This is a genomic window from Bordetella pseudohinzii (assembly GCF_000657795.2).
Classification (GTDB): domain Bacteria; phylum Pseudomonadota; class Gammaproteobacteria; order Burkholderiales; family Burkholderiaceae_B; genus Bordetella; species Bordetella pseudohinzii.
Genome location: NZ_JHEP02000013.1, coordinates 104,963 through 129,302, shown reverse-complemented (window position 1 = coordinate 129,302; position 24,340 = coordinate 104,963). Strand labels below are relative to the sequence as shown.

28 protein-coding genes are annotated in these 24,340 nt (G+C 68.7%); 13 read left to right on the top strand and 15 right to left on the bottom strand.

Annotated features, from left to right (window positions below):
• The first annotated feature begins 34 nt into the window (after positions 1-34).
• Together L540_RS16620 and L540_RS16615 are read left to right on the top strand one after the other, a co-directional pair.
• Positions 35-1,228, top strand: a complete 1,194-nt coding sequence (locus L540_RS16620; protein WP_043211159.1) for a phosphoglycerate kinase — start codon at positions 35-37, stop codon at positions 1,226-1,228.
• Between the two features lie 103 nt (positions 1,229-1,331).
• Positions 1,332-3,011 (top strand): SulP family inorganic anion transporter, encoded by a 1,680-nt coding sequence (locus tag L540_RS16615; protein ID WP_197085663.1) that lies wholly within the window; start codon positions 1,332-1,334, stop codon positions 3,009-3,011.
• 8 nt (positions 3,012-3,019) lie between these two features.
• On the opposite strand, the gene fabI is transcribed toward L540_RS16615, so the two are convergent.
• The 8 genes from fabI to L540_RS16575 all read right to left on the bottom strand — a co-directional run bounded on the left by fabI (position 3,020) and on the right by L540_RS16575 (position 10,572).
• Positions 3,020-3,784 carry an enoyl-ACP reductase FabI gene (fabI, locus tag L540_RS16610; RefSeq protein ID WP_043210795.1) on the bottom strand — a complete coding sequence of 255 codons (765 nt, stop codon included), beginning with the start codon at positions 3,782-3,784 and terminating at the stop codon, positions 3,020-3,022.
• Positions 3,781-4,971 (bottom strand): acetate/propionate family kinase, encoded by a 1,191-nt coding sequence (locus L540_RS16605; RefSeq protein ID WP_043210799.1) that lies wholly within the window; start codon positions 4,969-4,971, stop codon positions 3,781-3,783. The genes fabI and L540_RS16605 overlap by 4 nt, the downstream gene beginning before the upstream one ends.
• 8 nt (positions 4,972-4,979) lie before the next feature.
• Positions 4,980-5,918: a phosphate acetyltransferase gene (locus L540_RS16600; protein WP_043210802.1), complete on the bottom strand. Its 939-nt coding sequence runs from the start codon at positions 5,916-5,918 to the stop codon at positions 4,980-4,982.
• A 16-nt stretch (positions 5,919-5,934) separates the two neighbouring features.
• Entirely contained in the window at positions 5,935-8,499 is a 2,565-nt protein-coding gene (locus tag L540_RS16595; RefSeq protein WP_082149670.1) for a DUF3141 domain-containing protein, read from the bottom strand.
• Between the two features lie 102 nt (positions 8,500-8,601).
• On the bottom strand, positions 8,602-8,997 hold the full coding sequence (locus tag L540_RS16590; RefSeq protein ID WP_043210804.1) for a VOC family protein: 396 nt from the start codon (positions 8,995-8,997) through the stop codon (positions 8,602-8,604).
• A 14-nt stretch (positions 8,998-9,011) separates the two neighbouring features.
• Positions 9,012-9,647, bottom strand: a complete 636-nt coding sequence (gene yfcF, locus L540_RS16585; RefSeq protein ID WP_043210806.1) for a glutathione transferase — start codon at positions 9,645-9,647, stop codon at positions 9,012-9,014.
• Positions 9,648-9,727: 80 nt separating this feature from the next.
• Complete coding sequence (locus L540_RS16580) at positions 9,728-10,057, bottom strand: DHCW motif cupin fold protein (protein ID WP_043210808.1); 330 nt, start codon at positions 10,055-10,057, stop codon at positions 9,728-9,730.
• Positions 10,058-10,086: 29 nt separating this feature from the next.
• Positions 10,087-10,572 carry a GNAT family N-acetyltransferase gene (locus tag L540_RS16575; RefSeq protein ID WP_043210811.1) on the bottom strand — a complete coding sequence of 162 codons (486 nt, stop codon included), beginning with the start codon at positions 10,570-10,572 and terminating at the stop codon, positions 10,087-10,089.
• Between the two features lie 204 nt (positions 10,573-10,776).
• Between L540_RS16575 and L540_RS16570 the strand changes: the two genes are divergently transcribed.
• From L540_RS16570 to L540_RS16550, 5 genes are all read left to right on the top strand, one after another.
• Entirely contained in the window at positions 10,777-11,715 is a 939-nt protein-coding gene (locus L540_RS16570; RefSeq protein WP_043211165.1) for a DnaJ C-terminal domain-containing protein, read from the top strand.
• Positions 11,716-11,717: 2 nt separating this feature from the next.
• Positions 11,718-12,032, top strand: coding sequence for a chaperone modulator CbpM (locus L540_RS16565; RefSeq protein WP_043210813.1), 315 nt, complete (start codon positions 11,718-11,720; stop codon positions 12,030-12,032).
• A 46-nt stretch (positions 12,033-12,078) separates the two neighbouring features.
• Positions 12,079-12,777: an AzlC family ABC transporter permease gene (locus L540_RS16560; protein WP_043210815.1), complete on the top strand. Its 699-nt coding sequence runs from the start codon at positions 12,079-12,081 to the stop codon at positions 12,775-12,777.
• The gene (locus tag L540_RS16555; RefSeq protein ID WP_043210817.1) at positions 12,774-13,115 is read left to right on the top strand and encodes an AzlD domain-containing protein; all 342 of its coding nucleotides are present in this window, start codon (positions 12,774-12,776) and stop codon (positions 13,113-13,115) included. Before L540_RS16560 ends, L540_RS16555 begins: the two co-directional genes overlap by 4 nt.
• A gap of 65 nt (positions 13,116-13,180) precedes the next feature.
• Complete coding sequence (locus L540_RS16550) at positions 13,181-13,792, top strand: glutathione S-transferase family protein (protein ID WP_043210819.1); 612 nt, start codon at positions 13,181-13,183, stop codon at positions 13,790-13,792.
• A 13-nt stretch (positions 13,793-13,805) separates the two neighbouring features.
• On the opposite strand, the gene L540_RS16545 is transcribed toward L540_RS16550, so the two are convergent.
• Entirely contained in the window at positions 13,806-14,465 is a 660-nt protein-coding gene (locus L540_RS16545) for a DsbA family protein (RefSeq protein ID WP_043210821.1), read from the bottom strand.
• 22 nt (positions 14,466-14,487) lie between these two features.
• Positions 14,488-15,963, bottom strand: coding sequence for an inorganic phosphate transporter (locus L540_RS16540; RefSeq protein WP_043210823.1), 1,476 nt, complete (start codon positions 15,961-15,963; stop codon positions 14,488-14,490).
• Between the two features lie 122 nt (positions 15,964-16,085).
• On the opposite strand from L540_RS16540, the gene mog reads away from it, so the two are divergent.
• The 3 genes from mog to L540_RS16525 are packed head-to-tail and all read left to right on the top strand — an operon-like array spanning position 16,086 to position 17,961.
• Positions 16,086-16,718, top strand: a complete 633-nt coding sequence (mog, locus tag L540_RS16535; protein WP_372432923.1) for a molybdopterin adenylyltransferase — start codon at positions 16,086-16,088, stop codon at positions 16,716-16,718.
• 53 nt (positions 16,719-16,771) lie between these two features.
• The gene (locus L540_RS16530; RefSeq protein ID WP_043210828.1) at positions 16,772-17,110 is read left to right on the top strand and encodes a hypothetical protein; all 339 of its coding nucleotides are present in this window, start codon (positions 16,772-16,774) and stop codon (positions 17,108-17,110) included.
• On the top strand, positions 17,101-17,961 hold the full coding sequence (locus tag L540_RS16525; RefSeq protein ID WP_372432924.1) for a peptidoglycan DD-metalloendopeptidase family protein: 861 nt from the start codon (positions 17,101-17,103) through the stop codon (positions 17,959-17,961). The genes L540_RS16530 and L540_RS16525 overlap by 10 nt, the downstream gene beginning before the upstream one ends.
• A 46-nt stretch (positions 17,962-18,007) precedes the next feature.
• Here L540_RS16525 and L540_RS16520 read toward each other — a convergent pair whose 3' ends face one another.
• Positions 18,008-18,292 carry a hypothetical protein gene (locus L540_RS16520; protein ID WP_043210833.1) on the bottom strand — a complete coding sequence of 95 codons (285 nt, stop codon included), beginning with the start codon at positions 18,290-18,292 and terminating at the stop codon, positions 18,008-18,010.
• An 89-nt stretch (positions 18,293-18,381) separates the two neighbouring features.
• Complete coding sequence (gene infA, locus L540_RS16515) at positions 18,382-18,645, bottom strand: translation initiation factor IF-1 (RefSeq protein WP_043210835.1); 264 nt, start codon at positions 18,643-18,645, stop codon at positions 18,382-18,384.
• Positions 18,646-19,144: 499 nt separating this feature from the next.
• Between infA and phnC the strand changes: the two genes are divergently transcribed.
• From phnC to phnE, 3 genes are read left to right on the top strand one after another with little or no spacing between them, the layout of a single operon-like run.
• The gene (gene phnC, locus L540_RS16510; RefSeq protein WP_043210837.1) at positions 19,145-19,963 is read left to right on the top strand and encodes a phosphonate ABC transporter ATP-binding protein; all 819 of its coding nucleotides are present in this window, start codon (positions 19,145-19,147) and stop codon (positions 19,961-19,963) included.
• A gap of 51 nt (positions 19,964-20,014) precedes the next feature.
• Complete coding sequence (gene phnD / locus L540_RS16505; RefSeq protein WP_043210839.1) at positions 20,015-20,992, top strand: phosphonate ABC transporter substrate-binding protein; 978 nt, start codon at positions 20,015-20,017, stop codon at positions 20,990-20,992.
• A gap of 12 nt (positions 20,993-21,004) precedes the next feature.
• Positions 21,005-21,799 (top strand): phosphonate ABC transporter, permease protein PhnE, encoded by a 795-nt coding sequence (gene phnE / locus L540_RS16500; protein ID WP_043210841.1) that lies wholly within the window; start codon positions 21,005-21,007, stop codon positions 21,797-21,799.
• An 81-nt stretch (positions 21,800-21,880) separates the two neighbouring features.
• Here the strand turns inward: phnE and phnN are convergent, their stop codons facing one another.
• Genes phnN through L540_RS16485 form a run of 3 tightly spaced genes read right to left on the bottom strand, consistent with a single transcriptional unit; the run spans position 21,881 to position 24,332 of the window.
• On the bottom strand, positions 21,881-22,429 hold the full coding sequence (phnN, locus tag L540_RS16495) for a phosphonate metabolism protein/1,5-bisphosphokinase (PRPP-forming) PhnN (protein ID WP_043210844.1): 549 nt from the start codon (positions 22,427-22,429) through the stop codon (positions 21,881-21,883).
• On the bottom strand, positions 22,426-23,145 hold the full coding sequence (locus L540_RS16490) for a DUF1045 domain-containing protein (RefSeq protein ID WP_043210846.1): 720 nt from the start codon (positions 23,143-23,145) through the stop codon (positions 22,426-22,428). Before L540_RS16490 ends, phnN begins: the two co-directional genes overlap by 4 nt.
• Positions 23,146-23,150: 5 nt before the next feature.
• Positions 23,151-24,332, bottom strand: coding sequence for an alpha-D-ribose 1-methylphosphonate 5-triphosphate diphosphatase (locus tag L540_RS16485; RefSeq protein WP_043211168.1), 1,182 nt, complete (start codon positions 24,330-24,332; stop codon positions 23,151-23,153).
• Positions 24,333-24,340: the final 8 nt, after the last annotated feature.

Below are 24,340 nucleotides of genomic sequence, written 5' to 3'. Positions count from 1 at the left end.
TCGTCCAGGCAAGCTCATGAAAAAGGAAGACAACATGTCCAAAGTGAACACTCTTTCCGCGCTGGCCAAGGAAGGCAAGCTGGCCGGCAAGCGCGTTTTTATCCGCGCCGACCTCAACGTGCCTTTCGACGATGCCGGCCGCATCAGCGAAGACACCCGCATCCGCGCCTCGGTGCCCGGCATCCGCCTGGGCCTGGACGCCGGCGCGGCGGTGATGGTCACCTCGCATCTGGGACGTCCCAAGGAAGGCGTGCTCACCGAGGCGGATTCGCTGGCCCGCGTGGCCCAGCGCCTGTCCGAGCTGCTGGGCATGCCGGTGCCGCTGCGGCAGAACTGGGTCGATGGCGTGCAGGTCGAGCCGGGCAGCGTGGTGCTGCTGGAGAACTGCCGCGTCAACGTGGGCGAGAAAAAGGATGACGAGGCGCTGTCGCGCAAGATGGCCGCGCTGTGCGACGTCTATGTCAACGACGCCTTCGGCACCGCGCACCGCGCCGAGGCCACGACGCACGGCATCGCGCGTTTCGCGCCCATCGCCTGCGCCGGCCCGCTGCTTGAGGCCGAACTCGACGCCCTGGGCCGCGCCCTGCATGATCCCAAGCGTCCGCTGGTGGCCATTGTCGGCGGCTCCAAGGTCTCGACCAAGCTGTCCATCCTGCAGGCCCTGGCCGGCAAGGTCGATCAGCTGGTCGTCGGCGGCGGCATCGCCAATACCTTCATGCTGGCCGCCGGCCTGCCGATCGGCAAGTCGCTGGCCGAACCCGAGCAGGTCGCCGAGGCGCGCGCGGTCATCGACATCATGGCCAAGCGCGGCGCGGCCGTGCCTATCCCGACCGACGTCGTGTGCGCCAAGTCCTTCGGCGCCGACGCCCAGGCCACCGTCAAGGCGGCGGCCGACGTGGCCGAGGACGACATGATCCTGGACATCGGTCCGCAGACCGCCCAGACCCTGGCCGATATCCTCAAGCAGGCCGGCACCATCGTCTGGAACGGCCCGGTGGGCGTGTTCGAGTTCGACCAGTTCGCCAACGGCACCAAGGTGGTGGCCCAGGCCATCGCCGATTCCGAGGGCTTCTCGATCGCCGGCGGCGGCGATACGCTGGCCGCCATCGCCAAGTACCAGATCGGCGACAAGGTGGGCTATATCTCCACCGGCGGCGGGGCCTTCCTGGAGTTCCTGGAAGGCAAGTCCCTGCCGGCGGTGGCCGTGCTCGAGGAACGCGCGGCCTGATTCGCGCAGTCCCGGCTCCGCCGGGGGTAATATCGGGGCCTGGACCGCGCGAGCGGCCAGGCCCCGATGTCTTTGCACTGGCTTTCCGTTTCCGACGCCGTCGATGAATCTGAAATCTTTTTTCGGCCCCAGCCTTGCGAAGTGGCGCGGTATCACCGCCGGCTCCGCGCGCCAGGACTTGCTGGCCGGACTGAGCGTGGCGGCCGTGGCGCTGCCCGTGGGCCTGGCCTACGCCACCATGATGGGCCTGCCCGCGGCCAGCGGCCTGTGGGCGGCGATCGCCGGCATGCTGGCCTATGCCTTCTTCGGCACCTCGCGCACGCTGATCGTCGGGCCCGACACGGCGACCTGCACCCTGATCGCGGCCACCCTGACCGGCCTGTCCATCGTCGAACCGGAGGCGCGCCTGGCCGCGGCCGCCGGCATGGCGGTCGTCGTGGGCCTGGGCTGCCTGCTGGCGCGCCTGTTCCGCCTGGGCGTGCTGGCCAATCTGCTGTCGCGTCCGGTGCTGGTGGGCTATATGGCCGGCGTGGCCGTCACGCTGGCCTGGTCGCAGCTGGGCACGCTGACCGGCGCCGGGCCGCGCCCGGCCGATCTGTTGCGGCCTTTCGAGGCCGTCACGCGCCTCTTGACCCAGGCCCACCTGCCCACCCTGGCCCTGGGCATCCTGTGCTGCGCCGCGCTGGCCGCGCAGCGTGTCTGGCGGCCGCGCTGGCCCGGGGCCATCCTCCTGGTGGGCGCGACCTGCGCGTTGTCCTGGCTGCTGGATTTTCCCGGCAACGGCATTGCCGTGGTGGGCGACATCCCGGCGGGCCTGCCCAGCCTCAGGCTGCCGGATGATTTCCGCAATGTGCCGGGCCTTGTGCTGGGCGCGGGCGGCGTGCTGCTGGTGAGCTTTTCCAGCGGCATCGTCACGGCGCGCAGCTTTGCCACCGTCAGCGGGGAGGAGGTCGAGCCCAACCGCGAGCTGGTGGGCTTTGGCGCGGCCAATCTGGCTTCCGGCCTGTTCCAGGGCTTTGTCGTGACCGGCGCGGATTCGCGCACGGCGGTGAGCCTCGCGGCGGGGGCCAGCTCGCCCCTGGCCAGCGTGGCGGCCGCCCTGACCCTGGGCGTGGTGGTGAGCCTGGCCACGGGCCTGCTCTATTGGCTGCCCCAGGCCGCCCTGGCCGCCATCCTGCTGTTTGCCGCCTTGCATCTCTTCCAGTGGGACGCCTTCGTGCAGCTGGCGCGCATCTCGCGCGCCGAGCTGGCCTTCGCCATCCTGGCCGCGGTGGGCGTGGTGGCCTTCGGCGTGCTGGGCGGGGTTATCACGGCGGTGACCGCCACCCTGATGTACGTCATGTATGTCACGGCCAATCCGCGCGATGCGCTGCTGGGCCGCCTGCCGGGCGACCATGCCCTGTGCAAGCTGCACCTGAATCCCACCGCCGAGCCGGTGCCGGAGACGGTCATCTGGCTGTTTGAATCGTCCATCTGGTTCTTCAATGCCGACGCCTTCCGGCGCCGCGCCCGCGACGTGGTCGCGCTGGCCGGCCAGGCCAAGTGGTTCGTGCTGGATGCCGAGGCCATGACGCACGCCGATGCCGACGCGGTCGAGGCCTTGTTCACGCTCAAGCGCGAGCTGGACGCCCGCGACACCGTCATGATGATCGCCGGCGGCCATGGCATGTTCCGCATCGCCATGGAGCGCTCCGGCCTGATCGAGGCCGTGGGCCAGGACCAGGTCTTTATCAGCGTGGAGCAGGCCGTGGCCGCCATCGAGCGGCGCGCGGCGCCCGTCTGAGGCCGGGCTCAGTCGATGATGTGATAGCCGCCGTCGATGTACAGCGTCTGGCCGGTCATGCGGCGCGCCGCGTCGGTGGCCAGCCAGGCCGTGGCCTCGCCCACATCGTCGATATCCACCAGGCTGCGGATGGGCGCCTTGTCCTGGGCCTTGTAGAGCAGCTGCTCAAAGCCGCTGATGCCCGAGGCGGCGCGTGTCTTCAAGGGGCCGGGCGAGATGGCGTGCACCCGTATGCCTTGCGGGCCGAGTTCGGCGGCCAGGTAGCGCGTGGCCGACTCCAGCGCGGCCTTGACCGGCCCCATCATGTTGTAGTTTTCGACCACCATTTCGGAGCCGTAATAGCTCATGCAGAACAGCGTGCCGCCGCCGGGCATCAGGGGCTCGGCCAGGTGGGCCATGCGGATGAAGGACCAGCAGGAAATGTCCATGGCCGTGAGAAAGCCCTGGCGCGAGCAGTCGGTCACGCGGCCTTGCAGATCGGCCAGCGGCGCATAGGCGATGGCGTGCAGCACGAAATCCAGCTCGCCCCATTCGGCCGCGATGCGCTCGAACACGGCTTCGAGCTGGCCGGGCTGGTTCAGGTCCAGCGGCAAGAGCAGGGCGGCGTCGACCTGGCGCGCCAGGGGTTCGACATGGACACGCGCCTTGTCGTTCAGATAGGTGACGGCCAGTTCGGCGCCCATGGCCCGGAAGGCCTTGGCGCAGCCCCAGGCGATGGAGTTGTCGTTGGCGATGCCGGTCACCAGACCGCGCTTTCCGGCCAGGGCATTCATCGCGGAGCCACCAGGTCCAGCGTGTGCTGGGCAATGATGAGTTCTTCATTGGTGCGCACGACATAGACGCCCGTCTTGCTGTCTTCGGTGCTGATGCGCGGCCCATGCCGGGCATTGCGCTCGGCATCGATGCGTATGCCCAGCCACTCCCAGTGGCGGGCGATGCGCGCGCGCATGCCGGGGGAGTTTTCGCCAATGCCGGCGGTGAAGATGATGGCGTCGATGCCGTTCATGGCGCAGCCCAGGCCTATCATGCCCTCGGCCACGCGCCAGGCGAAGTAGTCCAGCGCCATGCGGGCGGCCGGCGCCTCGCTGGCCTCCAGCTCGCGCATGTCGTTGCCGATGCCCGACAGGCCCTTCAGGCCGCAGTCGTGGTAGAGGAAGTGCTGGATGTCGTCGTGGCTCATGCCGCGCTCCATCAGCCACAGCACGATGCCGGGATCCAGGCGGCCGGGGCGCGTGCCCATGGGCAGGCCTTCGAGCGCGGTAAAGCCCATGGTGCTGTCCACGCTCTTGCCGTCGACCATGGCGCAGGCCGACACGCCCGAGCCGAGGTGGGCGGCCACGATCTTGCCGCCCCGGAGCTCGGGCAGGACGCGCTCGAGGCGCTGGGCCACGTATTCGTAGGACAGGCCATGGAAACCGTAGCGGCGCACGCCCTCCTGGTACAAGGACTCGGGCACGGCATAGCGGTCCGCCACGGCCGAGTGCGTGCGGTGAAAGGCGGTGTCGAAGCAGGCCACCTGCGGCAGGTCAGGCAGCCGTTCGCGGATGACCTGGATGGGCGCCAGGTTGTTGGCCTGGTGCAGGGGGGCCAGGGAGTGGTAGGTCTGCAGCTTTTCGATGATGGCGTCATCGACCCGCACGGGCGCATGCAGGTCGGGGCCGCCATGCACCACGCGATGGCCGACGGCCATGGGCGAACCGCTCAGGTGGCCGCTGAGCCAGGTGCCCACGACTTCCTGGGCATCGCGCACATTGGCGGCGTGTCCGGGATTGATGTGGCGCTCCGTCATGGTCTGGCCCTGCGCATCGCGCACCCGCAGGCGCGGGCGCGGCGTGCCTATGCCTTCGAGCTGGCCGCCCAGCAGCGGACTGAGCTCGCGCTCGGCGCCGACGCCATAGAGATAGAACTTGATGCTGGAACTGCCGGCGTTGATGACGAGGATGGTGTCTTGGCGGTTCATCGGCGGGCTCACAGCAGGGGGGCCGTGCGGGCCAGGTGGTGGGCGTAGATCATGGCCACCGCGCAGGAGGCCAGGCGCGAGCGCGCGCTGTCGGCGCGGCTGGTCAGGATGATGGGCACGCGCGCGCCCAGCACGATGCCGGCGGCGTCGGCGCCGGCCAGGAAAGTGAGGTTCTTGGCCAGCATATTGCCCGCCTCCAGGTCGGGCACGACCAGCACCTGGGCGCGGCCGGCGACCGGCGAGACGATGCCCTTGACCTTGGCCGCCTCGGGGCTGATGGCGTTGTCCAGCGCCAGCGGCCCGTCCAGCACCCCGCCCACGATCTGGCCGCGGTCGGCCATTTTGCATAGGGCCGCGGCCTCGATGGTGCCGGGGATGGAGGGCATGACCTGCTCGACGGCCGACAGAATGGCCACGCGCGGCGTGCCCAGGCCCAGGCCCAGGTGCAGCTCGATCACGTTGCGGATGATGTCGGCCTTGGTTTCGAGGTCGGGGAAGATGTTGATGGCCGCGTCGGTGATGAACAGCGGCTCGGGATAGGTGGGGACGTCCATGATGAAGGCGTGGCTGATGCGCCGGCCGGTGCGCAGGCCGGTGTCGCGCGCCACGACCTCGTGCATGAGTTCATCGGTGTGCAGGCTGCCCTTCATGAGCAGCGAGGCCTGGCCGCAGCGCACGCGCTCGACCGCCGCGGCGGCCGAGGCATGGCTGTGCGGCGTATCGACGATCTCGATCGAGGTGAGATCCAGCCCGCAGTGCTCGGCCACTTCGCGGATCTTGCGCTGGGGGCCGACCAGGATGGGCGCCAGCAGGCCCAGGCGCGCGGCCTCCAGCGCCGAGCCCAGCGAGGCCTCGTCGCAGGGGTGGGCGATGGCGCAGGTGGCGGCCGGCAACTGCCGCGCGCGTTCGATCAGGCGTTCGTAGTGCGGGGCATGGGTGTCGCTCATGGTCTGTCTCCGGTGTTCAGCCGCGCTTGCGCGCGCCGGCCTTGGACGGGGCGGTCTCGGCTGTCTTGCGCGCGGTCTTGCGGGCGGTCTTGCGGGCGGCCGCCGGCGCGGCCTTTTTGGCGGCGGTTTTTTTGGCGGTTTTCCTGGCCGCCGGCTTGTCGTCCAGACGGCTGAGACGGCGCTTGGCCGGCAGGTCCAGGCCCGAGGCCTGCAGGGCCGCGCGGCCGACCTTGGTGGCGCTGAAGGCATCGATCAGCGGCAGCTGGGCGATGTCTTGCGGATGATCGCCCTCGCGCCGGCGCGCGCGGCGCTCCGCCGTCTCAAACAGGCGTTCCATTTCCTGGAGCGCATCCTGGGCGCGCGGCGACAGCGGCTGCGCGGCTTCGACGATGTGGCGCATGGTGGCCAGTGTCAGGCGGATGCCGTCGGCAGGGACATTTTCCAGCAGTTTGGGGATGGCCCGCACGGCGGCCGGGCCGTCCATCAGCATGAGCAGGGCCTGGTCGCGCACGGTGTCCTTGAAGTCCTGCAGGGCGATGCTGGTCTCGGAATCGGCGCGCAGTTGGCGGATCATGGCGTAGCTGCGCTCGTCCAGTCCGCCGCCGGCGCCGGAGACGGCCAGCAGCATGCGGATGGCCGCTTCGCGGGCGCCGCCCCGGTTGATGAGGGCGCGCAGTTCGGCGTGGCGCGCGCGCATGAAGTCCAGGTGCTCGGGCGAGACGCCGGGGTGTTTGCGCGGCGCGCCGGGCCGCGCGCCCAGGCCGGCCCAGTCCTGCACCAGCGGCGAGCCGTAGATGTTCATGAAGCTGCGCTCGACGGCGGCGTCGCGCAATTCGGTGAAGATCTCCAGGCCCGCGACGATGGCCTGCGAGATCATTTGCTGGGCCACGAGGAAGGGGTTGTCGGGGGCGACCGGCTCGCGGTTCTCGCGCACCTGTTCGGCCACCTGGGCGATGGGGGCGATGGCCGGATTGCGGTCGGAAATCAGTTCGTAGGGCAGGCGCAGGGGATGCAGGCGCTGCGTCCATTCGGCCGATTGCGGCGTCACCCCGGCCTGTATCCAGGGGCGCAGGAAGCTGCGGTACATCCCCAGGTTGATGTCGGAGATGCGCGCCACGGCGGCGAAGCGCCGGTCGTCCTCCTCGATGCGCTGCACGATCTCGCGCACGTCGTCCAGGTTGCGGCGGGCAAAGGAGAGCACATAGTTGCCATGAGCCAGCTCGGCGTTGGCCGTCTGCGGCGTCTTGTCGGCGATCTCTGTCTGGTAGATGCCGGGCGGCAGGATATCGATCATGTCGATATTGCTGGTGAACTCCTGGTGCTCCTTGCGGGCCACGCTGCCCGACACGAAGATGCCCAGGTGGCCGACGCTTTCGTGCACCGCGTAGACGATGGTCTGGCCGTGGGCGATGACTTCCTTGTCGTCTTGGTAGAGGTCGGTGATCCAGCCCAGGGCCTGGGGCGGCGGCGTGATGTTGTCGCCCTTGGAGCAGAAGACGATGATGGGCGAGCGGATGTTGCGTAGATCGATGCGAATGCCGTCGGAGGTCACCAGGCCGGCGGTCGCCAGCCGGTTGCCGACGAACAGATTGTCGACGATGTATTGGATCTCCGGGGCGTTCAGGAAGACGTGGCCGCCCCACCATTTTTCAAATTCGAGGTAGCGCGGGGCCTCGGTGTCGACTTTGGCGTAGAGGTTGTATTGCTTGCTCCAGAGCGTGTTGGCCGGATTGAGGTTCTCGAAGTTCTGCACCAGCCAGGCGCCGTCGAATTTGCCGTTGCCCACGTCGCTGGTCAGTTCGGTGAGCCAGGAGCCGCCCAGCAGGCCGCCCGAGTAACGCATGGGATTCTTGCCGCGCCAGCCGGCCCAGTAAGACAGCGGGGCGCCGGCCACGATGATGGGGCCGAAGAGTTCCGGACGCATGGCCGCCGTCATCATGATCTGCCAGCCGGCCTGGCAATTGGCCACCACCACCGGCTTGCCTTCGGCATCCGGATGGCGGGCAATGATTTCCTCGAGGAAGCGCGCCTCGGCGCGCATGACGTCCTCGACCGTCTGGGTGGGCGTGGGCTGCGGCAGGAAGGAGGCGAAATAGCAGGGGTGGCCGGCGCGCACGGCCACGCCGATCTCGCTTTCCGACTTGAAGCCGCCGATGCCGGGGCCGTGGCCGGCGCGCGGGTCCACGACCAGGAAGGGGCGTTTTTCGGGGTCGGCCGGCGTATCGGCCGGCGGCACGATGCGCAGCAGCATGTAGTTGACCGGGCGCTCGAACTCGCGGCCGTCGAGCAGCACTTCGGCGTCCATGATCAGCACATTGGGCTCGCGCTTGGCCATGTGGACCAGGTATTGGTTGCCGCGCTGGCGCATGACGTCGGTATAGAGCACGCCGCGCTGCCAGGCATCCACGCCGTAGGCGTAGGCGGCATGCAAGAGGGCGGGGCCCGGCAGGGCCTTCAGGGTGTCGGCCGACAGGCCGGGGATGGCAGGCCAGGAAGAAAATAGTGCCGCATAAGGGTTGCCCTTTGCGCCTGCGGGGGTGCCGGTGGAATGGGACTGGGGGGCGGTGCCCGTAACTGCCATGGCGGTCTCCTGCTAGATCGGCTTGTGGCCGGCTCCCCGGGAGGGGGGATAGGCCCATTACACCGCAAACATATGCTGCGCCGCAACAATGGCGGTTTGATCCTAATCTAATCCATGGCAAACAGCTTCGAGGCGATGACCGGCCGGGTCCAGGACAAAGGCCGCGTAGTAGTGCGGATGGTAGTGGACCCGCAGGCCGGGCGGGCCGTCATCCCGGCCGCCGTGGGCCAGCGCGGCCGCATGGAAACGCTCCACGGCCAGGCGGCTGGGCGCCCGGAAGCACCAGTGGCGCCCGGCGTCGGGGCGGGCCTGCGGGCTTTGCAGCAGGGTCAGATAGCTATGGCCGTCATCGCCGGGACGGTTGCGTTGCCCATAGCCGATGCGGTCGGCGTCGTCGTAGACGACGCGCGCGTTCAGCGCATCCATGATGGCGTGATAAAAGGGACGGGCCAAGGCCAGGTCGGGCACGGCAATGGAAACGTGGTCCAGCAGCTGCATGCCCGCTCTCCCTGTCAGTTGCGCGCATCCTGGTTGTGGCGCAGCCATTGCTGGACCGAGGGCCTTTGCCATTGATGATCGGCATAGTCGGCCAGCCAGTCCGGCAGTTCGGCGCGCGTCAGGCGCTTGAGCATCAGCGCCAGCTCGGTGTCGGCGATGGACCAATCGCCGAATAGTCCGCGCTGCCCGGGCTTGAGCAGCAGCTCGGCCACGCGCAGCAGCTTGCCCATGGCGGGCATCGCGGCATCGCTCAGGGGCGTGGCGGCCTCGGCATAAAAGACGTTTTCGGTCGGGCGTTCCTGGCGCAGGGCCAGGAGATCGCTGCGCAGCCAGGCCTGCAGCTGGCGCGCCCGCGCGCGGTCCCGGGTGTCGGTCGGGTAGAGCGCGGGATAGCGCGGCGGCGGAAAGGCGTCTTCGAGGTATTCCTCGATGGCGCTGGATTCGGTGAGGTGGAAACCTTCGTGCGACAGGGCGGGGACGCGGCAGGTGGGCGCGCGTTGCGCGTAGGGCGCCATGAATTGCTCACAGGCGGCCAGATCCACCAGCCGGATTTCGAACGGCAGGCTCTTCTCGCTCAGGGCCACGTGCGTGGACATGGCATAGGGGCTGAGAAAGTTCGAATCGAGATAAAGCGTCAGTGCAGGGTTCAACGGAGGTCTCCGGCGTCGCGGCCTGCTTCAAGGGTAGCGCATGCGCCGCGCCGGGTCATCGGGCCTGTGGCGCGGGGGCCTCAATCGACGATGAAGAGCCGCGCGCCGGCCGGGGCCGAGGAGCGGTGGGCTTCGGCCTGGTCGGCCACCTGGTAGCTGGTGCCGGGGGTCAGCACGAAGCGCCGCCCGTCTTCGAGCTCGGTGTGCAGCTCGCCCTCCAGACAGAAGAGGATGTGGCCTTTGCTGCACCAGTGGTCGGCCAGATAGCCCGGCGTGTACTCGACCATGCGTACCCGGATGTCGCCGAATTGGCGGGTGCGCCAGATGGCCTTGCCGCTGTCGCCGGGATGTTCTGTCGGGGGCACCTGGCTCCAGTCGGTGACGCCGAAGGGGATGTCGTGCATTTTCATGGGCGGGATCCTGGTCTGGGAGGGGAGGGTCAGGCGGCGAGCTTTTTTTGCCAGAACTGGGCCCGGCCGGTGGCTTCCTGCAGGGCATAGCCTTCATAGCCGGCCTTGCGGTAGAGGGCGCGCGCGGCGTCGTTGCCTTCGAGGACTTCGAGCGTGATCTTGCAGCAGCCCAGGCCGCGCGCCAGCTCGTCCAGCGCGCCCAGCAGCCGCAGCGCGATGCCCTGGCCGCGAAAGCGCGACGACACCATGAAGTCGTGCAGGTTCAGCAGCGGCTGGCAGGCGAAGGTCGAAAAACCTTCGAAGGTGATGGCCAGCCCCGCCGGCTGGCCGTCCGCCCAGGCAATGAGGGCGCGCGCGGCGGGGCGGCGCGCCAGCTCGGGGATGAGGTTCGCCCGCGCATGGGCCGACAGCGGCTCGCCGCCGCCCATGGGGTCGCGGGCATACTCGTCCAGCAGGTCGAGCACGGCCTGGGCATGGGCGGGGTCTTGGAAATCGGCTTGGGTGATGGCGATCACGGCAATCTCGGCGCATGTGGATCAAGAATCCGTGATTATGCCGTGCGCGGCCGGCGCGATTGAAAATCCCGCCGATAACCCCTATCTTGTAAAAGTCGCACGCCCTGCCTCCAGCGCCGGCTGCAAGCGCCGTGCCGGAATCAGGCCGCCGATCCCCCTCCGGGTTCCACCCTGGGGCACTTCTTTATGGAAGAGAGCCGGAATATGGAGTTCAAGGACTATTACAAGATTCTTGGCGTGGAAAGCTCCGCCTCCGAAGACGACATCCGCCGCGCCTACCGCAAGCTGGCCCGCAAATACCATCCCGACGTCAGCAAGGAGAGCGATGCCGAAACGCGCATGCGCGATGTCAACGAAGCCTACGATGTGCTGCGCGACAAGGAAAAGCGCCAGGCCTACGACAATCTCGCCGCCGGCGTGTCGCCCGATGGGGGCTTCCAGCCGCCGCCGGGCTGGGACCAGGGCTTTGAATTCCATTATCAGCCCGACGGCGAGGGCGACCCGCATTTCAGCGATTTCTTTTCGGCGCTGTTCGGCGGCCAGCAGCGCCGCCGGGCCCAGCAGGAGCATTTCCGCGCGCGCGGCGAAGACCAGCACGCGGCCATCGAAGTCGACATCGACGATGCCCTGCACGGCGCCACGCGCGAGATCAGCCTGCGCTCCATGCAGCCCGACGCCCATGGGCAGCCGCAGATCCGCAGCCGCACCCTGAGCGTCAATATCCCGGCCGGGGTGCGCGAGGGGCAGTTCATCCGCCTGGCCGGCCAGGGCCAGCCTGGTTATGGCGGCGGCGAGGCGGGCGACCTCTACCTCGAAATCCGCTTCCGGCCCCATGCGCGCTACCGCGCCGAAGGCCGCGACCTCTACATGGACCTGCCCATCGCCCCCTGGGAGGCCGCCCTGGGCGCTTCCATCCAGGTGCCCACGCCCGGCGGGACGCTGGAGGTGTCGGTGCCGGCCGGATCCCGCAACGGCCGCAAGCTGAGGTTGCGCGGACGCGGCATCCCGGGCGATCCGCCGGGGGATTTGTATCTTGTGCTGGACCTGGTCTTGCCGCCGGCCGATACTGACGCGGCGCGCCAGGCCTACAAAACGCTGGCTGAACAATTGCCGTTCAATCCACGCCGCAATCTGGGGGTCTGAAGATGACATCCATCACCGTCACCCATACCACTATCGTTTGCCCCACGGACCCCCTGACCGCCGAGGATCTGGCGCGAGCCTGTGAAGCCGAGGTCGAATGGGTCGCCCGCCTGGTCGAGGTCGGCATCGTGGCCGCGCATGGCAGCCATCCGGCGGCCTGGCGTTTCGAGAGCACCGACCTGCGCCGGGCCATGGACGCGCGCCGGCTGGAGCGCGATTTCGGCGCCGGCCTGGACGCCGCCGCGCTCATCCTGGACCTGAGCCAGGAGATCCGCCGCCTCAAAGGACAGCTGCGCGCCCTGGGCCTGGGCAATTGAGGCCGGCGCGGTCCTTACAATACGGGTTTCGACACGCTGCAAACCCATGAAATCCGATGCTGTGCCGGCGCCCTCGGGCGCCGCGGCGGGCGCAAGAGCCTGCCTGCCCGTGATGATCGGGTATTTCCCGGTGGCGGTGGCCTTCGGCATCGCCGCGACCGGCGTGGGCCTGGCCCCCTACCAGGTCATCCTGATATCGGTCCTGGTCTATGCCGGCGCCAGCCAGTTCCTGCTGCTGGCGTCCATCAAGTCGGGCACGCCCTGGCTTTGGGTGGTGGCGCTGTGCTCGCTGCTCAATGCCCGCCATCTGCTCTATGGCCCCATCCTGGGCCGTCTGCTGCCCGACTCCCTGCGCACGCGGCTGCGCCTGGCCTTTCTGCTGACTGACGAGGTCTTCGCCACCGCGCTGCAGCAGCTGGGCGAGGTCAGCCCCGCGCAGCGCGCGCGCTGGATGACGGCCCTGGGCCTGGGCGCCTGGCTGACCTGGATCGCCGGCACGGCCGTGGGCGTGTTCGCCGGCGACAGCCTGGAGCAGCACTATCCCGTGTTGTCCCAGGTCATGCGTTTTGCCTTGCCGGCGCTGTTCCTGGCGCTGGTCTGCCAGACGGTCAGGCGCGGCCTGCTGCTGCCGCTGGCCGCGGGGTTTGGCGTGAGCGCGCTGCTGACCGCGGCCGGCCACGGCACCTTGGGCATCCTGCTGGGCGCCCTGGCCGGCTGCCTGGCTTTCCGCAAGGAGCAGGCATGACGGGCGGCCTGGATTTCTGGGTGGCGGTGCTGGCCATGGCCGTGATCACCTATCTCACGCGCGGCCTGCCTTTCATGCTGTCTTCGCGCAACCGCCTGCTGCGCAAGCTGTCCGAAGAGGGCTCGGCGCTGTCGGCCCTGGGGCCGGCGCTGCTGGCCGCCATCGCGGCGGCCGTCATCGTGCCGGATCTCTGGGGCGAGCAGCGCGTCGCCGCCCTCCTGCCTTATCTGGCCGGGCTGGCCGTGACGGCGCTGGCCGCCCGGCTGTCGGGCAACAGCGGCGTGGCGGTCATCGCGGGGCTGATCGTCTATGGGGCCATGCTGGCGGGCTTGGGCTGAACGGCGCCTGGGGGCACAATGGGCAGGCAGGCGCGCGTGGCGCGCCCTCCCAGGAGATCCTGCCCATGTTGACGCTCTATCATGCGCCGCAATCGCGTTCCTTCCGCGTGCTGTGGCTGCTCGAAGAACTTGGCGTGTCCTATGCCATCCAGAACGTGACCATCCGCCGGCGCGGCCAGGGCGAACCGGCGCCCGCCAGCTATCGGCAGATCCATCCGCATGGCAAGGTGCCCGCCCTGGTCCATGACGGCGTGCCGGTGTTCGAGACGCCCGCCATCGCCCTCTATCTCACGGATCTCTTTCCCGACCGGGGGCTGGGCCCGCTGGCCGGCGATCCGCTGCGCGGGCCCTACCTGAGCTGGCTGGCGTATTCGACCGGGGTGTTCGAGCCGGCCATCGCCGACGGCGTGCGCAAGATCGAGAACGAGCCCGGGCCCTTTGGCTGGGCGTCGATCGATGAAGTGCTCACGGTGCTCAGCCACCGGCTGCACGCCCACCCCTATCTGCTGGGCGAGGCGTTCAGCGCGGTGGACGTGGTGCTGGGCGGTTCGATCCAGTACCTGACGCGCGTGGGCGCCATGCCCGAGACCGAGCCTTTTGCGAGCTATATCGAGCGCCTGGCCGACCGGCCGGCCCTGCACCGCGCCTTGCAGCGCGACGGCGGGCCGCTGGCGTAAGGCGAGACGGCGCTCAGGGCTGCGCGGCCGCGATGCGGGTGCGCAGCATATGCTGCCATTCGGCGGGGCGGCCGAGATAGCGGCCGGGCTCCAGGACGGTGTAACCATGCACGGTCTGCAAGGCGAAGGTCGGGAAGCCCGTGCCCCCCAGCCGCTCCAGCAGGGCGCGGCTGTCGGCGATATGGGCGTGCAGGGCGGCGCCGGTCAGCTGTTCCCAGCGTATGGTGAATTCGCCCGCGGCCAGGCCGATCTCGCTGGCCAGGGCGGCCAGCACCTCCAGGTCCGCCACCCGCTTGCCCTGGACATAGTGGGCGGTCTGGATGCGCTTGAGCATGTCCAGCGCGGCGTCCTGCCCGCCCAGTTCGGCGGCGGCCAGCACCGCCGTGGTCGGCGGCGCGGAGTCGAACACGGCCGTCGTGTCGCGCAGCAGGCCGTCGAAATAATCCGGCCCGAACACCTGGCCCGTCATGGCCGCGATGCGTTCGTCATGCGGCATGACGTAGTTGCGCAAGGCTTCGCTGACAGGGCGCCGGTTGCCGCCCATCATCATGCCGCCGCCATGGGGCTCGATGCGCAGCCCCTCGATGGCGCGCGCGGCGTCGACCAGCGGGCTGGCGCCGTAGCACCAGCCGCAAAGCGGGTCATAGATGTAGTGCAGGACAGGAGCGGACATGGAGAGATATTACTCCTTGCCGTCAGCCCACGATCATGATGCCGATCCAGTACAGGCTGGCGGCCAGCAGCATGGAGGCGGGCAGGGTCAGCACCCAGGCCAGCAGGATGTTGCGCACCGTGCTGCCTTGCAGGCCGCTGCGGTTGGCGACCATGGTGCCCGCCACTCCCGAGGACAGCACATGGGTGGTGGAGACCGGCAGGCTGAAGACATTGGCCAGGCCGATGGCGCCCACGGCGGTCACCTGGGCCGCCATGCCCTGGGCATAGGTCATGCCCTGCTTGCCGATTTTTTCGCCCACGGTCAGGACCACGCGGCGCCAGCCGACCATGGTGCCCGTGCCCAGGGCCAGCGCCACCGCCACGATGACCCACAGGGGGGCGTACTCGGTGGTGGCGGTGAGGTCGCCGCGCAGGCGCTGCAGGTCGGTGCGTTCGCGCGCATCGAGGTTCTGCCCGGCCAGGACTTTCTTGGCGGTGTCATCCAGACAGAGCAGGTAGCGGCGCACCGCCACGCGGTCGGCCGGCGGCAGCTGGGCGTAATCGTGCACGCCCTTCAGGCGGGTCTGCAGCGCGTCGATGGTCGCCGTGGTCAGCTGCGGATCGCAGCGGAAATTGGCGGGCAGGTCGCTGCCCTTGCCGCCGCGCGACAGCGCCAGGTAATCGCCCAGGGTGGCGGCATTGCGTTCATAAAAGGCCGACAGGTGGGAGGCCGCGTCGCGGGTGCGGTCGATCTGGTAGGTGGTGGCGTTGACGTCCAGCACGAACTTGGCCGGCACGATGCCGATCAGGACCAGCATGATGAGCCCGATGCCTTTCTGGCCATCGTTGGAGCCATGCACAAAGCTCACGCCCATGGCCGAGAGCACGAGCACCAGGCGGTTCCAGAAGGGGGGATGCTTCTTGGCGTCCAGGGCGCGGCGCTGTTCGGGGGTCTTGTGCATCTTGGACAGCGGAAAGATGCGCTTGAGCAGGATCAGCACGCCGCCGGCGACCAGAAAGCCCGCCACGGGGGAGACCAGCAGCGACAGGCCGATATCGACGGCCTTGCCCCAGTTCACGCCGGCGCCCAGGGGCATGTCGGTGAGCAGGGCGTTGGCCAGGCCCACGCCCAGGATGGAGCCGATCAGGGTGTGCGAGCTGGAGGCCGGGATGCCGAAATACCAGGTGCCGAGGTTCCAGGCGATGGCCGAGGCCAGCATGGCGTAGACCATGACCAGGCCGCGCCCGGTGTCGACATTGATGAGCAGTTCCACCGGCAGCAGATGCACGATGGCGTAGGCCACGCCCACGCCGCCGAGCAGCACGCCGAGGAAGTTGAATATGCCGGAGAGCACTACCGCCAGATGCGGCGGCATGGCCTTGGTGTAGATGACGGTGGCCACGGCGTTGGCCGTGTCGTGGAAACCGTTGATGAATTCGAAGGCGAGTACAAAAGTGAGGGCCAGAACAAGGCTGAGACCTATCCAGAGGTCCAGGCCGGAAAAGAGATCGAGCATGGGTGCGAGCCGATGTGGAGTCCCGAGATTATTGCAGATTTGTGACGTGTCCCCGAGGCTGGCGGCCTTGCGGTAGCATTTTGCGTTCCGGGCCAAGCCCCGCTGTTTTCCCTGGATACTCCGTGACAACCATGACCCCCATTACCCGCGGCCATCCCGACGCGCTCATCGTCGGCCTGGTATCGGTCTCCGACCGGGCCAGCGCCGGCGTATACGCCGACCAGGGCCTGCCCGCCCTGCGCGAATGGCTGGGCCAGGCGCTGGCCTCCCCCTGGCAGGCGGTCGAGCGCCTGGTGGCCGATGACCGCGCCGCGATTTCGGCGGCCTTGACCGAGCTGGTGGACCAGGCCGGCTGCGACCTGGTGCTGACCACCGGCGGCACCGGGCCGGCCCGGCGCGACGTCACGCCCGAGGCCACCCTGGCGGTGGCCACGCGCGAGATGCCCGGCTTTGGCGAACAGATGCGCCAGATCAGCCTGCAGTTCGTGCCCACCGCCATCCTGTCGCGCCAGGTGGGCGTGCTGCGCGAGACGGCCAGCCATGCGGCCCTGATCCTGAACCTGCCGGGCCAGCCCAAGGCCATACGCGAGACGCTGGAAGGCCTGAAGGACGAGAACGGCGCGGTGCGCGTGCCCGGCATTTTCGCCGCCGTGCCGTATTGCATCGACCTCATCGGCGGGCCCTATATCGAGACGCGCGGCGAGATCGTCAAGGCCTTTAGGCCCAAGTCCGCGCAGCGCCCCGCTCAGGCCTGATCCTGGCCCCTGCGGTATAGTTGGGCGCAGTTTTTTGCTGTCTGGAATCTGTCATGAAAATCCGTCTTGCCCTCATCCTCGCGCTTGCCGCGCCCCTGGCCGCCTGCGTGACCGCCAAGGACATCCGTTCCCTGGATCCCTTGTTCTATGGCTCCACGCAACGCAGCGCCCAGGACTACGTCCAGTGCGTGAGCGCGGCCTGGAAGGGGCAGGGCGTGGCTTTCAAGCAGCAGCCGTTGCGTGACGGCCTGGAGCTGGTCGTCGAAGGCGCCGTGGGCGTGGAAAGCGTGCTCAGCGCCAGCACCTACCGCGGCAAGACCGATGTGCGGCTGGCCTCGCGCCTGCCGCAGCGCGCCCAGCCCCTGGCCGAGTCGGCCAATCTCTGCCTGTGAGGCGGCGGGTTTTCCTGGCCGCCGGCATGGCGGCGGCGCTGTCGGCCTGGCCGCAGGCGGCCGCGCTGGCGCAGGCGCGCGGCTACATCGCCCGCCGCCTGCACCAGCCCGTGCCCGGCGGCGTCGCCGTGATCGGCCTGGGCGCCGCGCCGCAAGCGCCTGGCGCCCGCTTCCAGGGCCGTCCGGTGCTGGTGGTGCGCGATAGCGACAATGCCTGGGTAGCCGTGGTCGGCATCGGCCTGAAAGTGCCTCCCGGCCCGCAGACGCTGTCGGTCAGCCAGGATGGGCGCGCGCGCGAGATGGCCTTCACCGTGCGGGGCAAGGAATATGCCGCCCAGCACATCACGCTGAAGAACCCGCGCCAGGTCAATCCCAATCCCGAGGACATGAAGCGCATCCAGCGCGAACTGGCCGCGCAGAACGCCGCCTACGCCGCCTTCCGCGCCGAGGTCACGCCCAGCAATGTGATCCTGGACCGCCCCGTGCAGGGCGGCCGGCTGTCCAGCCCCTTCGGGCTGCGGCGTTTCTTCAACGGCGAAGAGCGCAATCCGCATTCCGGCCTGGACTTCGCCGTGCCGGCCGGCACCCCGGTCAGGGCGCCGGCCGCCGGCAAAGTGGTGCTGGTCGGCGATTACTTCTTCAATGGCAAGACCCTCTTCATCGACCATGGACAGGGCCTGGTCAGCATGTTCGCCCACCTCTCGGCCATCGACGTCAAACTGGGCGACGACGTGGCCCGCGGCGCCATCGTCGCCAAGGTCGGCGCCACCGGCCGCGCCACCGGCCCCCATCTGCACTGGAACGTCAGCTTGAATGATGTGCGGGTGGATCCGGGGATCTTTATCAAATAGGTCAGTCGGTGTCGCACACACGTGCCGCGTTGCCGGCACGCCTAGGTCACGCCTTGCTGGTGTCTGACACACAAAGAGAATAACTACGCTGCGCATACTCCAGTTCCCGCGTGATGCGTTTTTGGAGGTCGCGTTGTTGTTCCAGGCAGATGTCGAATTTGGTTTTGGCCTGGGCGTAGTTCAGCCCGGTGTTACGCAGGCTGTTGATGAAGTTTTCGCGCGATTGCAGCAGCAGGGCCAGGCCGCGTTCGCCATGTTCGTGCGCGCGCCGGGCCCGGGCCAGGCGGTCGGCGGCCTGGCGTAGCGCGGGATCGGGACTTGGGGTGCTCATGCCGCGATTTTCCCATGCCGGCGGCCGCGGCGATCGCGCCAGGACAGGCCGTGAATCGGCCTAGTTCCCGTCCTAGCGCCCAGGGATCGTCAGCGGCGCACCATCGGACGCGAGGGGGCCGAGGAGGGGCGCTCGTCTTTGTGACGGAAGTTGATACGGCCCTTGGTCAGGTCGTAGGGGGACATTTCCAGGGTGACGCGGTCGCCGGCCAGGATGCGGATGCGGTGCTTGCGCATGCGGCCCGAGGCGTAGGCGCCCACTTCGACACCGTTGTCCAGGGTGACGCGATAACGGCTGTCGGGCAGCACTTCGTCGACGACGCCTTGCAGCTCGATGAGTTCTTCTTTCGCCATGTATAGACTCCTTTTTCAGTGCGCGCATGCCTGGGCATGCGCCAAACGCCCAGCGCAAGAGAGCAGTGCGGCGCGAAGGCGCCGCGACTGGCACGGGTACGGGCCGGCCCCGAGGGGCTGGATCAGGCGGGTACTCACGCCGCGAGGGCAATGTGCGCGGTCAAGCGCGGCTTGGTCGCGGCAAGCGGGCTTGCCGGAAGAAGCTGCGGGTAGCGGTAAGCCGCAGCCCGCGGGGCCTGGGGAGGGAGATCGCGAAGGCGGTCTATTGGTGAGCCCGGCCAGACCCTGTGGATAAGACTGTCCCGATTGTAGCGCGGATACCACGCTATGCCTAGCACAAACCCTTAAATCGCTGCGTCATATCGCCCCAAATATGACGGTTTGATGTCAAAAGGCCTCAATGGCCCTTTTTTCGCGGCATCTGCGCGCGCAGGACGTCATCAGGCGGTCATTGAGGCCGCCCAGAATCCCCGGCATGGATCACCAAGGGGATAGAACCATGACCCAGTACGCCATCGAGGTGGACCGCCTCTCCAAATCCTTCAAGTCCGGCACGCGCGCCCTGGACGCCGTGAGCCTGCGCGTGGCGCCGGGCGAAATGGTCGCCCTGCTGGGCGCTTCCGGTTCGGGCAAGTCGACCTTGCTGCGCCATGTCGCTGGTTTCGTGGCGGCCGACAGCGGCCGGGTGGCGGTCTATGGCGAGCCCATCCAGGCCGATGGCCGCATCAGCCGCCGCGTGCGCGGCGCCCGGGCCGGCATCGGCTTTGTCTTCCAACAGTTCAACCTGGTGGGCCGATTGCCCGTCATCGTCAATGTGCTGACCGGCATGTTGCCGCGCCTGCCCCTGTGGCGCAGCCTGCTGCGCCTTTTCCGCCGCGATGAGATCGGCATCGGCCTGCAGGCCCTGGCGCGTGTCGGCATCCATGAACATGCTTTCCAGCGCGCCTCCACGCTGTCCGGCGGCCAGCAGCAGCGCGCGGCCATCGCCCGCACGCTGGTGCAGAACGCCCGCGTCATCCTGGCCGACGAGCCCATCGCGTCGCTGGATCCCGAGTCTTCGCGCCGCGTCATGGACACCCTGGCCGGCATCAACCGCGAGCAAGGCGTGGCCGTGGTCGTGTCCTTGCACCAGGTCGATGTCGCCATGCGGTATTGCCCGCGCGTGGTGGCCCTGCGCCAGGGCCAGGTCGTGTACGACGGCCCGGCCCAGGCGCTGACGCCGGCCATGTTGCAGGCCCTTTACGGCACCGAGCTTGCCGATCTGCTGCCGCCCCGCGACGAGCCGCAGCGGGCGGCCGAACTGGCGCTCGCGGCCTGAAGCGCCGCCTTCCGTTTTTTCCTACCTGCTCATCTCTGGAGCGACACCATCATGCTGCGCAGAACCTTCTGCATCCTGTTGGCCTCGGCCGCCGTGGCCGGCGCCGCCCAGGCCCAAGACGTCAAGACGCTGAATTTCGGCATCATCTCGACCGAGTCGTCGAGCAATCTGAAGTCCGCCTGGCAACCCCTGATCGAGGATTTGTCCAAGGCCGTGGGCGTGCCGGTCAAGCCCTTCTTCGCCTCCGACTATGCCGGCATCATCGAAGGCATGCGCTTTAACAAGGTGCAGCTGGCCTGGTATGGCAACAAATCCGCCATGGAGGCCGTGGACCGCGCCCAGGGCGAGGTGTTCGCCTCGGTCATCGACAAAGACGGCAACCCGGGCTATTGGTCGGTGCTGCTGGTCAACAAGGCCAGCCCCTACAACAGCGTCGAAGACATCATCAAGAACGGCAAGAACCTGAGCTTCGGCACGGGAGACCCCAATTCGACCTCGGGCAACCTGGTGCCGGGCTACTACCTGTGGGCCGCCAACAAGGTCGATCCCAAGACGCTGTTCAAGAATGTGCGCGTGGCCAACCACGAAACCAATCTGCTGTCGGTCATCAACAAACAGGTCGATGTCGCCGTGGCCAATACCGAGGCCCTGGAGCGCTATCGCATCGCCACTGGCAAGGACGCCGCCGAAAGCGTGCGCGTGCTCTGGAAGTCGCCGCTGATTCCCGCCGATCCCATCGTGTGGCGCTCGGATCTGCCGGCCGACATGAAGACCAGGCTGCGCGACTTCTTCGTCAATTACGGCAAGGGCAAGGACGCCGCCCGCGAACAGGAAGTGCTCAAGGATCTGACCTATAAGGGCTTCCGCGCCTCGGACAACCAACAACTCATCCCCATCCGCCAGCTGGAGTACGCCAAGGAGAAGGCGCGCGTGCAGGCCGATGCCAATATGAGCGAGGCCGACCGCGGCAAGCGCGTGGCCGAACTGGACGGCAAGCTGGCGGCCCTGCAGAAGCAGGCCGCGCAGTAAGCGGGACGCCCCATGAGCACCGCCGTCACGCCTGCCATCCCCCATCCGGGGCCGCGCGCCTGCCTGCCCGCCATGCTGGCCTGGGCCGTCGCGCTGGCCATCCTGACTCTGTCCTGGAAGGGCGCCGACATGCGCCCGCTCGACCTCTTGCGCGACGCCGGCAATATGGCCAGCTTCGCCGCCGACTTCTTCCCGCCGGATTTCCGCGACTGGCGCCAGTATCTCGATGAGATGGTGGTGACGGTGCAGATCGCCGTCTGGGGGACTTTCCTGGCGGTCCTGGCGGCGGTGCCCCTGGGACTGCTGTGTTCGGCCAATATCGCGCCGGTCTGGGTCTACCAGCCGCTGCGCCGGCTCATGGATGCTTGCCGGGCGATCAACGAGATGGTGTTCGCCATGCTCTTCATCGTGGCGGTGGGCCTGGGGCCTTTCGCGGGAGTGCTGGCGCTGTGGGTCCACACCACGGGCGTGCTGGCCAAGCTGTTCTCCGAGGCGGTCGAGGCCATCGATCCGCGCCCGGTCGAGGGTGTGCGGGCCACGGGCGCCAATGCCGTCGAAGAGGTGGTCTACGGGGTCATCCCGCAAGTCCTGCCGCTGTGGATTTCCTTGTCGCTCTACCGTTTTGAGTCCAATGTGCGTTCGGCCTCGGTGGTCGGCATCGTGGGCGCCGGGGGCATCGGCACGCTGCTGTGGGAGATCATCCGCAGTTTCCGCTATGCCGAGACCTGCGCCATCATGATCATCATCATCGCCTTCGTGGCCGCGATCGACCTGGTGTCGGCGCGCATCCGCGCCATGCTGGTCTGATGTGACGCAAGCACTGCCGCGCCCTTGCGGCGCGGCCTTTGACGTGGCGCGGCCCTGGCGGGGCGCGCCACTTTTTTATGTTCAGGCGCTGGCGATCACGCGCGCCAGGGCCAGGGCGGCCAGGGCGGGGGCGGCATTGTTGGCGATGTCGACATGGCGGCAGCGCGCCGGCAGCGCGAAGGGCGCCTGGGCACGGGCCAGCCGGGCCTGGATCTCGGTCTCGCTCTCCCGGCCGCGCATGCGCAGCCGCCGGGCCAGCAGTTCGGCCTGCACCGTGATGCTCACGGCGGTCAGGCCGGGATAGCGGGCATGGGCCTCTCGCAGGTAGGCGCGCGAGCCATTGACGACGACCTTCTCGCCCATGGCCAGCCAATCGTCGATCTCGATGCCGATGCCGTAGGCCAGCCCATGGCTCTTCCAGTGCAGGGCGAACTCGCCGCGCGCGGCGCGATGGTCGAAGGCGTCGGCCGGCAGATAGCAGGAGGCTTCGTCGCGCGCCTGGCGCGTGATGCAGCGTTGCGCGATGCGCACGCGGGCCTGCGGCGGCAGCAAGCCGGGCAGCAGCCGCAGCAGGGTGTCCTTGCCGCTGCCCGATGGGCCCATGAGATAGATCAGGCCGCGGCCCTTCATGTCGAGGACAGCCAGGCCGCGCCCGCGCCATCGGCGCAGGCGCCGTCAAAGCCATAATGGCGCGCCACGAGGAAGTCCGCGCCCGGCTCGGGCTGCACATAGACGCTCAGGGCATGGACCGGCATGGCTTGCGAAGACCAGGCCCGGCTCTGCCGGGCCAGCTCGGCCCGCGCCTGATCCAGTTCCCGCGCGTCCAGCGAGCCGGTCAGCGTGATGTGGAAGGTAAAGGTGTCCAGTGCATAGGGATAGCCCCAGCGGGTCAGCATGGCTTTTTGCGCGCCGGACAGCGGCGCGGCCAGGCGACGAGCCAGTTCGGCCTCGTTCAGGGGCGCGCGCAGGCCGTCGGCGCCGCGCAGCGCGCTTGCGGCCAGGGCGTCGATGGATTGCCGGGCGGCCCGCGCCCAGGGCGGCACGCACCACGCCAGAAAGCCGCGCAGGCGCGTAAGCGCCAGCGGCAGCTCGAAGGGGCGGTGGCGGCGCGCGATCCGGCGCGCCATGTCGTCCAGGGTCTCGGGACGGGCGTGGGCGGCGAGGCGGAAAGGCGCTTTGAGCGTGGCGTGCAGGCCATAGTGGCGCGGCGCGCGCACCCAGGCGGCCGGGGCAGGGCTGGGCAAGTCCTGTCCCAGGTCCGGGCAGCGGCCCAGCCATTGCCGTCCCAACTCCCGCCAGGGGCCGGCGGGCGCCAGATAGAGGGCATAACGATAGGCGGCCGGCATGGCGCTCAGGCCGCCAGAAGCGAGGGCTGGGCTTGCAGGGCGTGGGTGGCGTAGCGCAGTTGGCCGTCGACCACGGCGGCCCGCAAGCGGGGCAGGCCCGGGATGCTGTCGTCCACGACGATGAGGTCGGCGCGCAGGCCGGGCCGCAGCTGACCCCGGTCGGCGAGGCCGGCCGCTCGGGCGGGATTGCGGGACACCAGGTCCCAGGCGCGGGCCAGGCCGTGGTCTTGCGCCAGCCGCAGCGCGGCGGCCAGCGGCGCCGGATAGTAGTAATCCGAGGTCAGCACATCGCACAGGCCCTGGCGCACCATCTCCGCGGCGTTGGGCGCGCCGGTATGGCTGCCGCCGCGCACGACATTGGGCGCGCCGAAAACCACCGAATTGCCGAGGTCGCGCGCCAGGCGGGCGGCGGCTTCGTCCAGCGGAAACTCGGCGACCGCGCAGCCCAGCTGATGGTAATAGCGGCGCGTGGCGCAGTCCGGATCATCGTGCGAGGCGACGGCCAGCCCGGCCTGCCGCGCGCTATGCACCAGCTGGCGCATGGCGCCGGCCACTTCGCCGCTGCGCGACATGGCGGCGCGAATACGGCCGCGGAAAGCATCGATGTCGCACTCGGCGCGGTCGGCATACTGCATCAGCTTGCGTTCGTCGCCCAGCCGCCTGGCCATGCCGGGCAGGTGATCGTTCAAGGCCAGGAACTGCACCTTGCCGTCCTGTATCCAGCGCTGGGCCAGTTCCAGGCCGTCAATATGATGCGTCTCGAAGCGCAGGTGCACGCAATGCCGCGAGCCCAGCTGTCCGCGCACGCGCGCCAGCGCATCGAACATGCGCTCGGCATAGGCGGCGCCCCGCAGGCCGCCCTCCCATGACAGCGTTACGCCGTGGAACTCCGTCGTGATGCCCTGGGCGAGCAGTTGGCGGTCGACGTCGTAGAGCGCGTTCTCGTAGGGAAAGGAGACGCGCGGACGCGGCATGATGGCGCGCTCGAAGGCGTCGCCATGCAGATCGACGATGCCGGGCAGGACCAGCAGGCCGCCGGCGTCCAGCCAGGCGCCGCCGCCTTCGTCGGACGACAGCAGGCCCTCGGCGTCAAACGACAGGGCGGTCTCGGCCAGCCCGGAAGGGGTGAGCACGCGGCGGCCGCGTATGCCGGCCAGCGGCGGGTGGGGGGCGGTGTGTGGGTCCATGCCCGCCA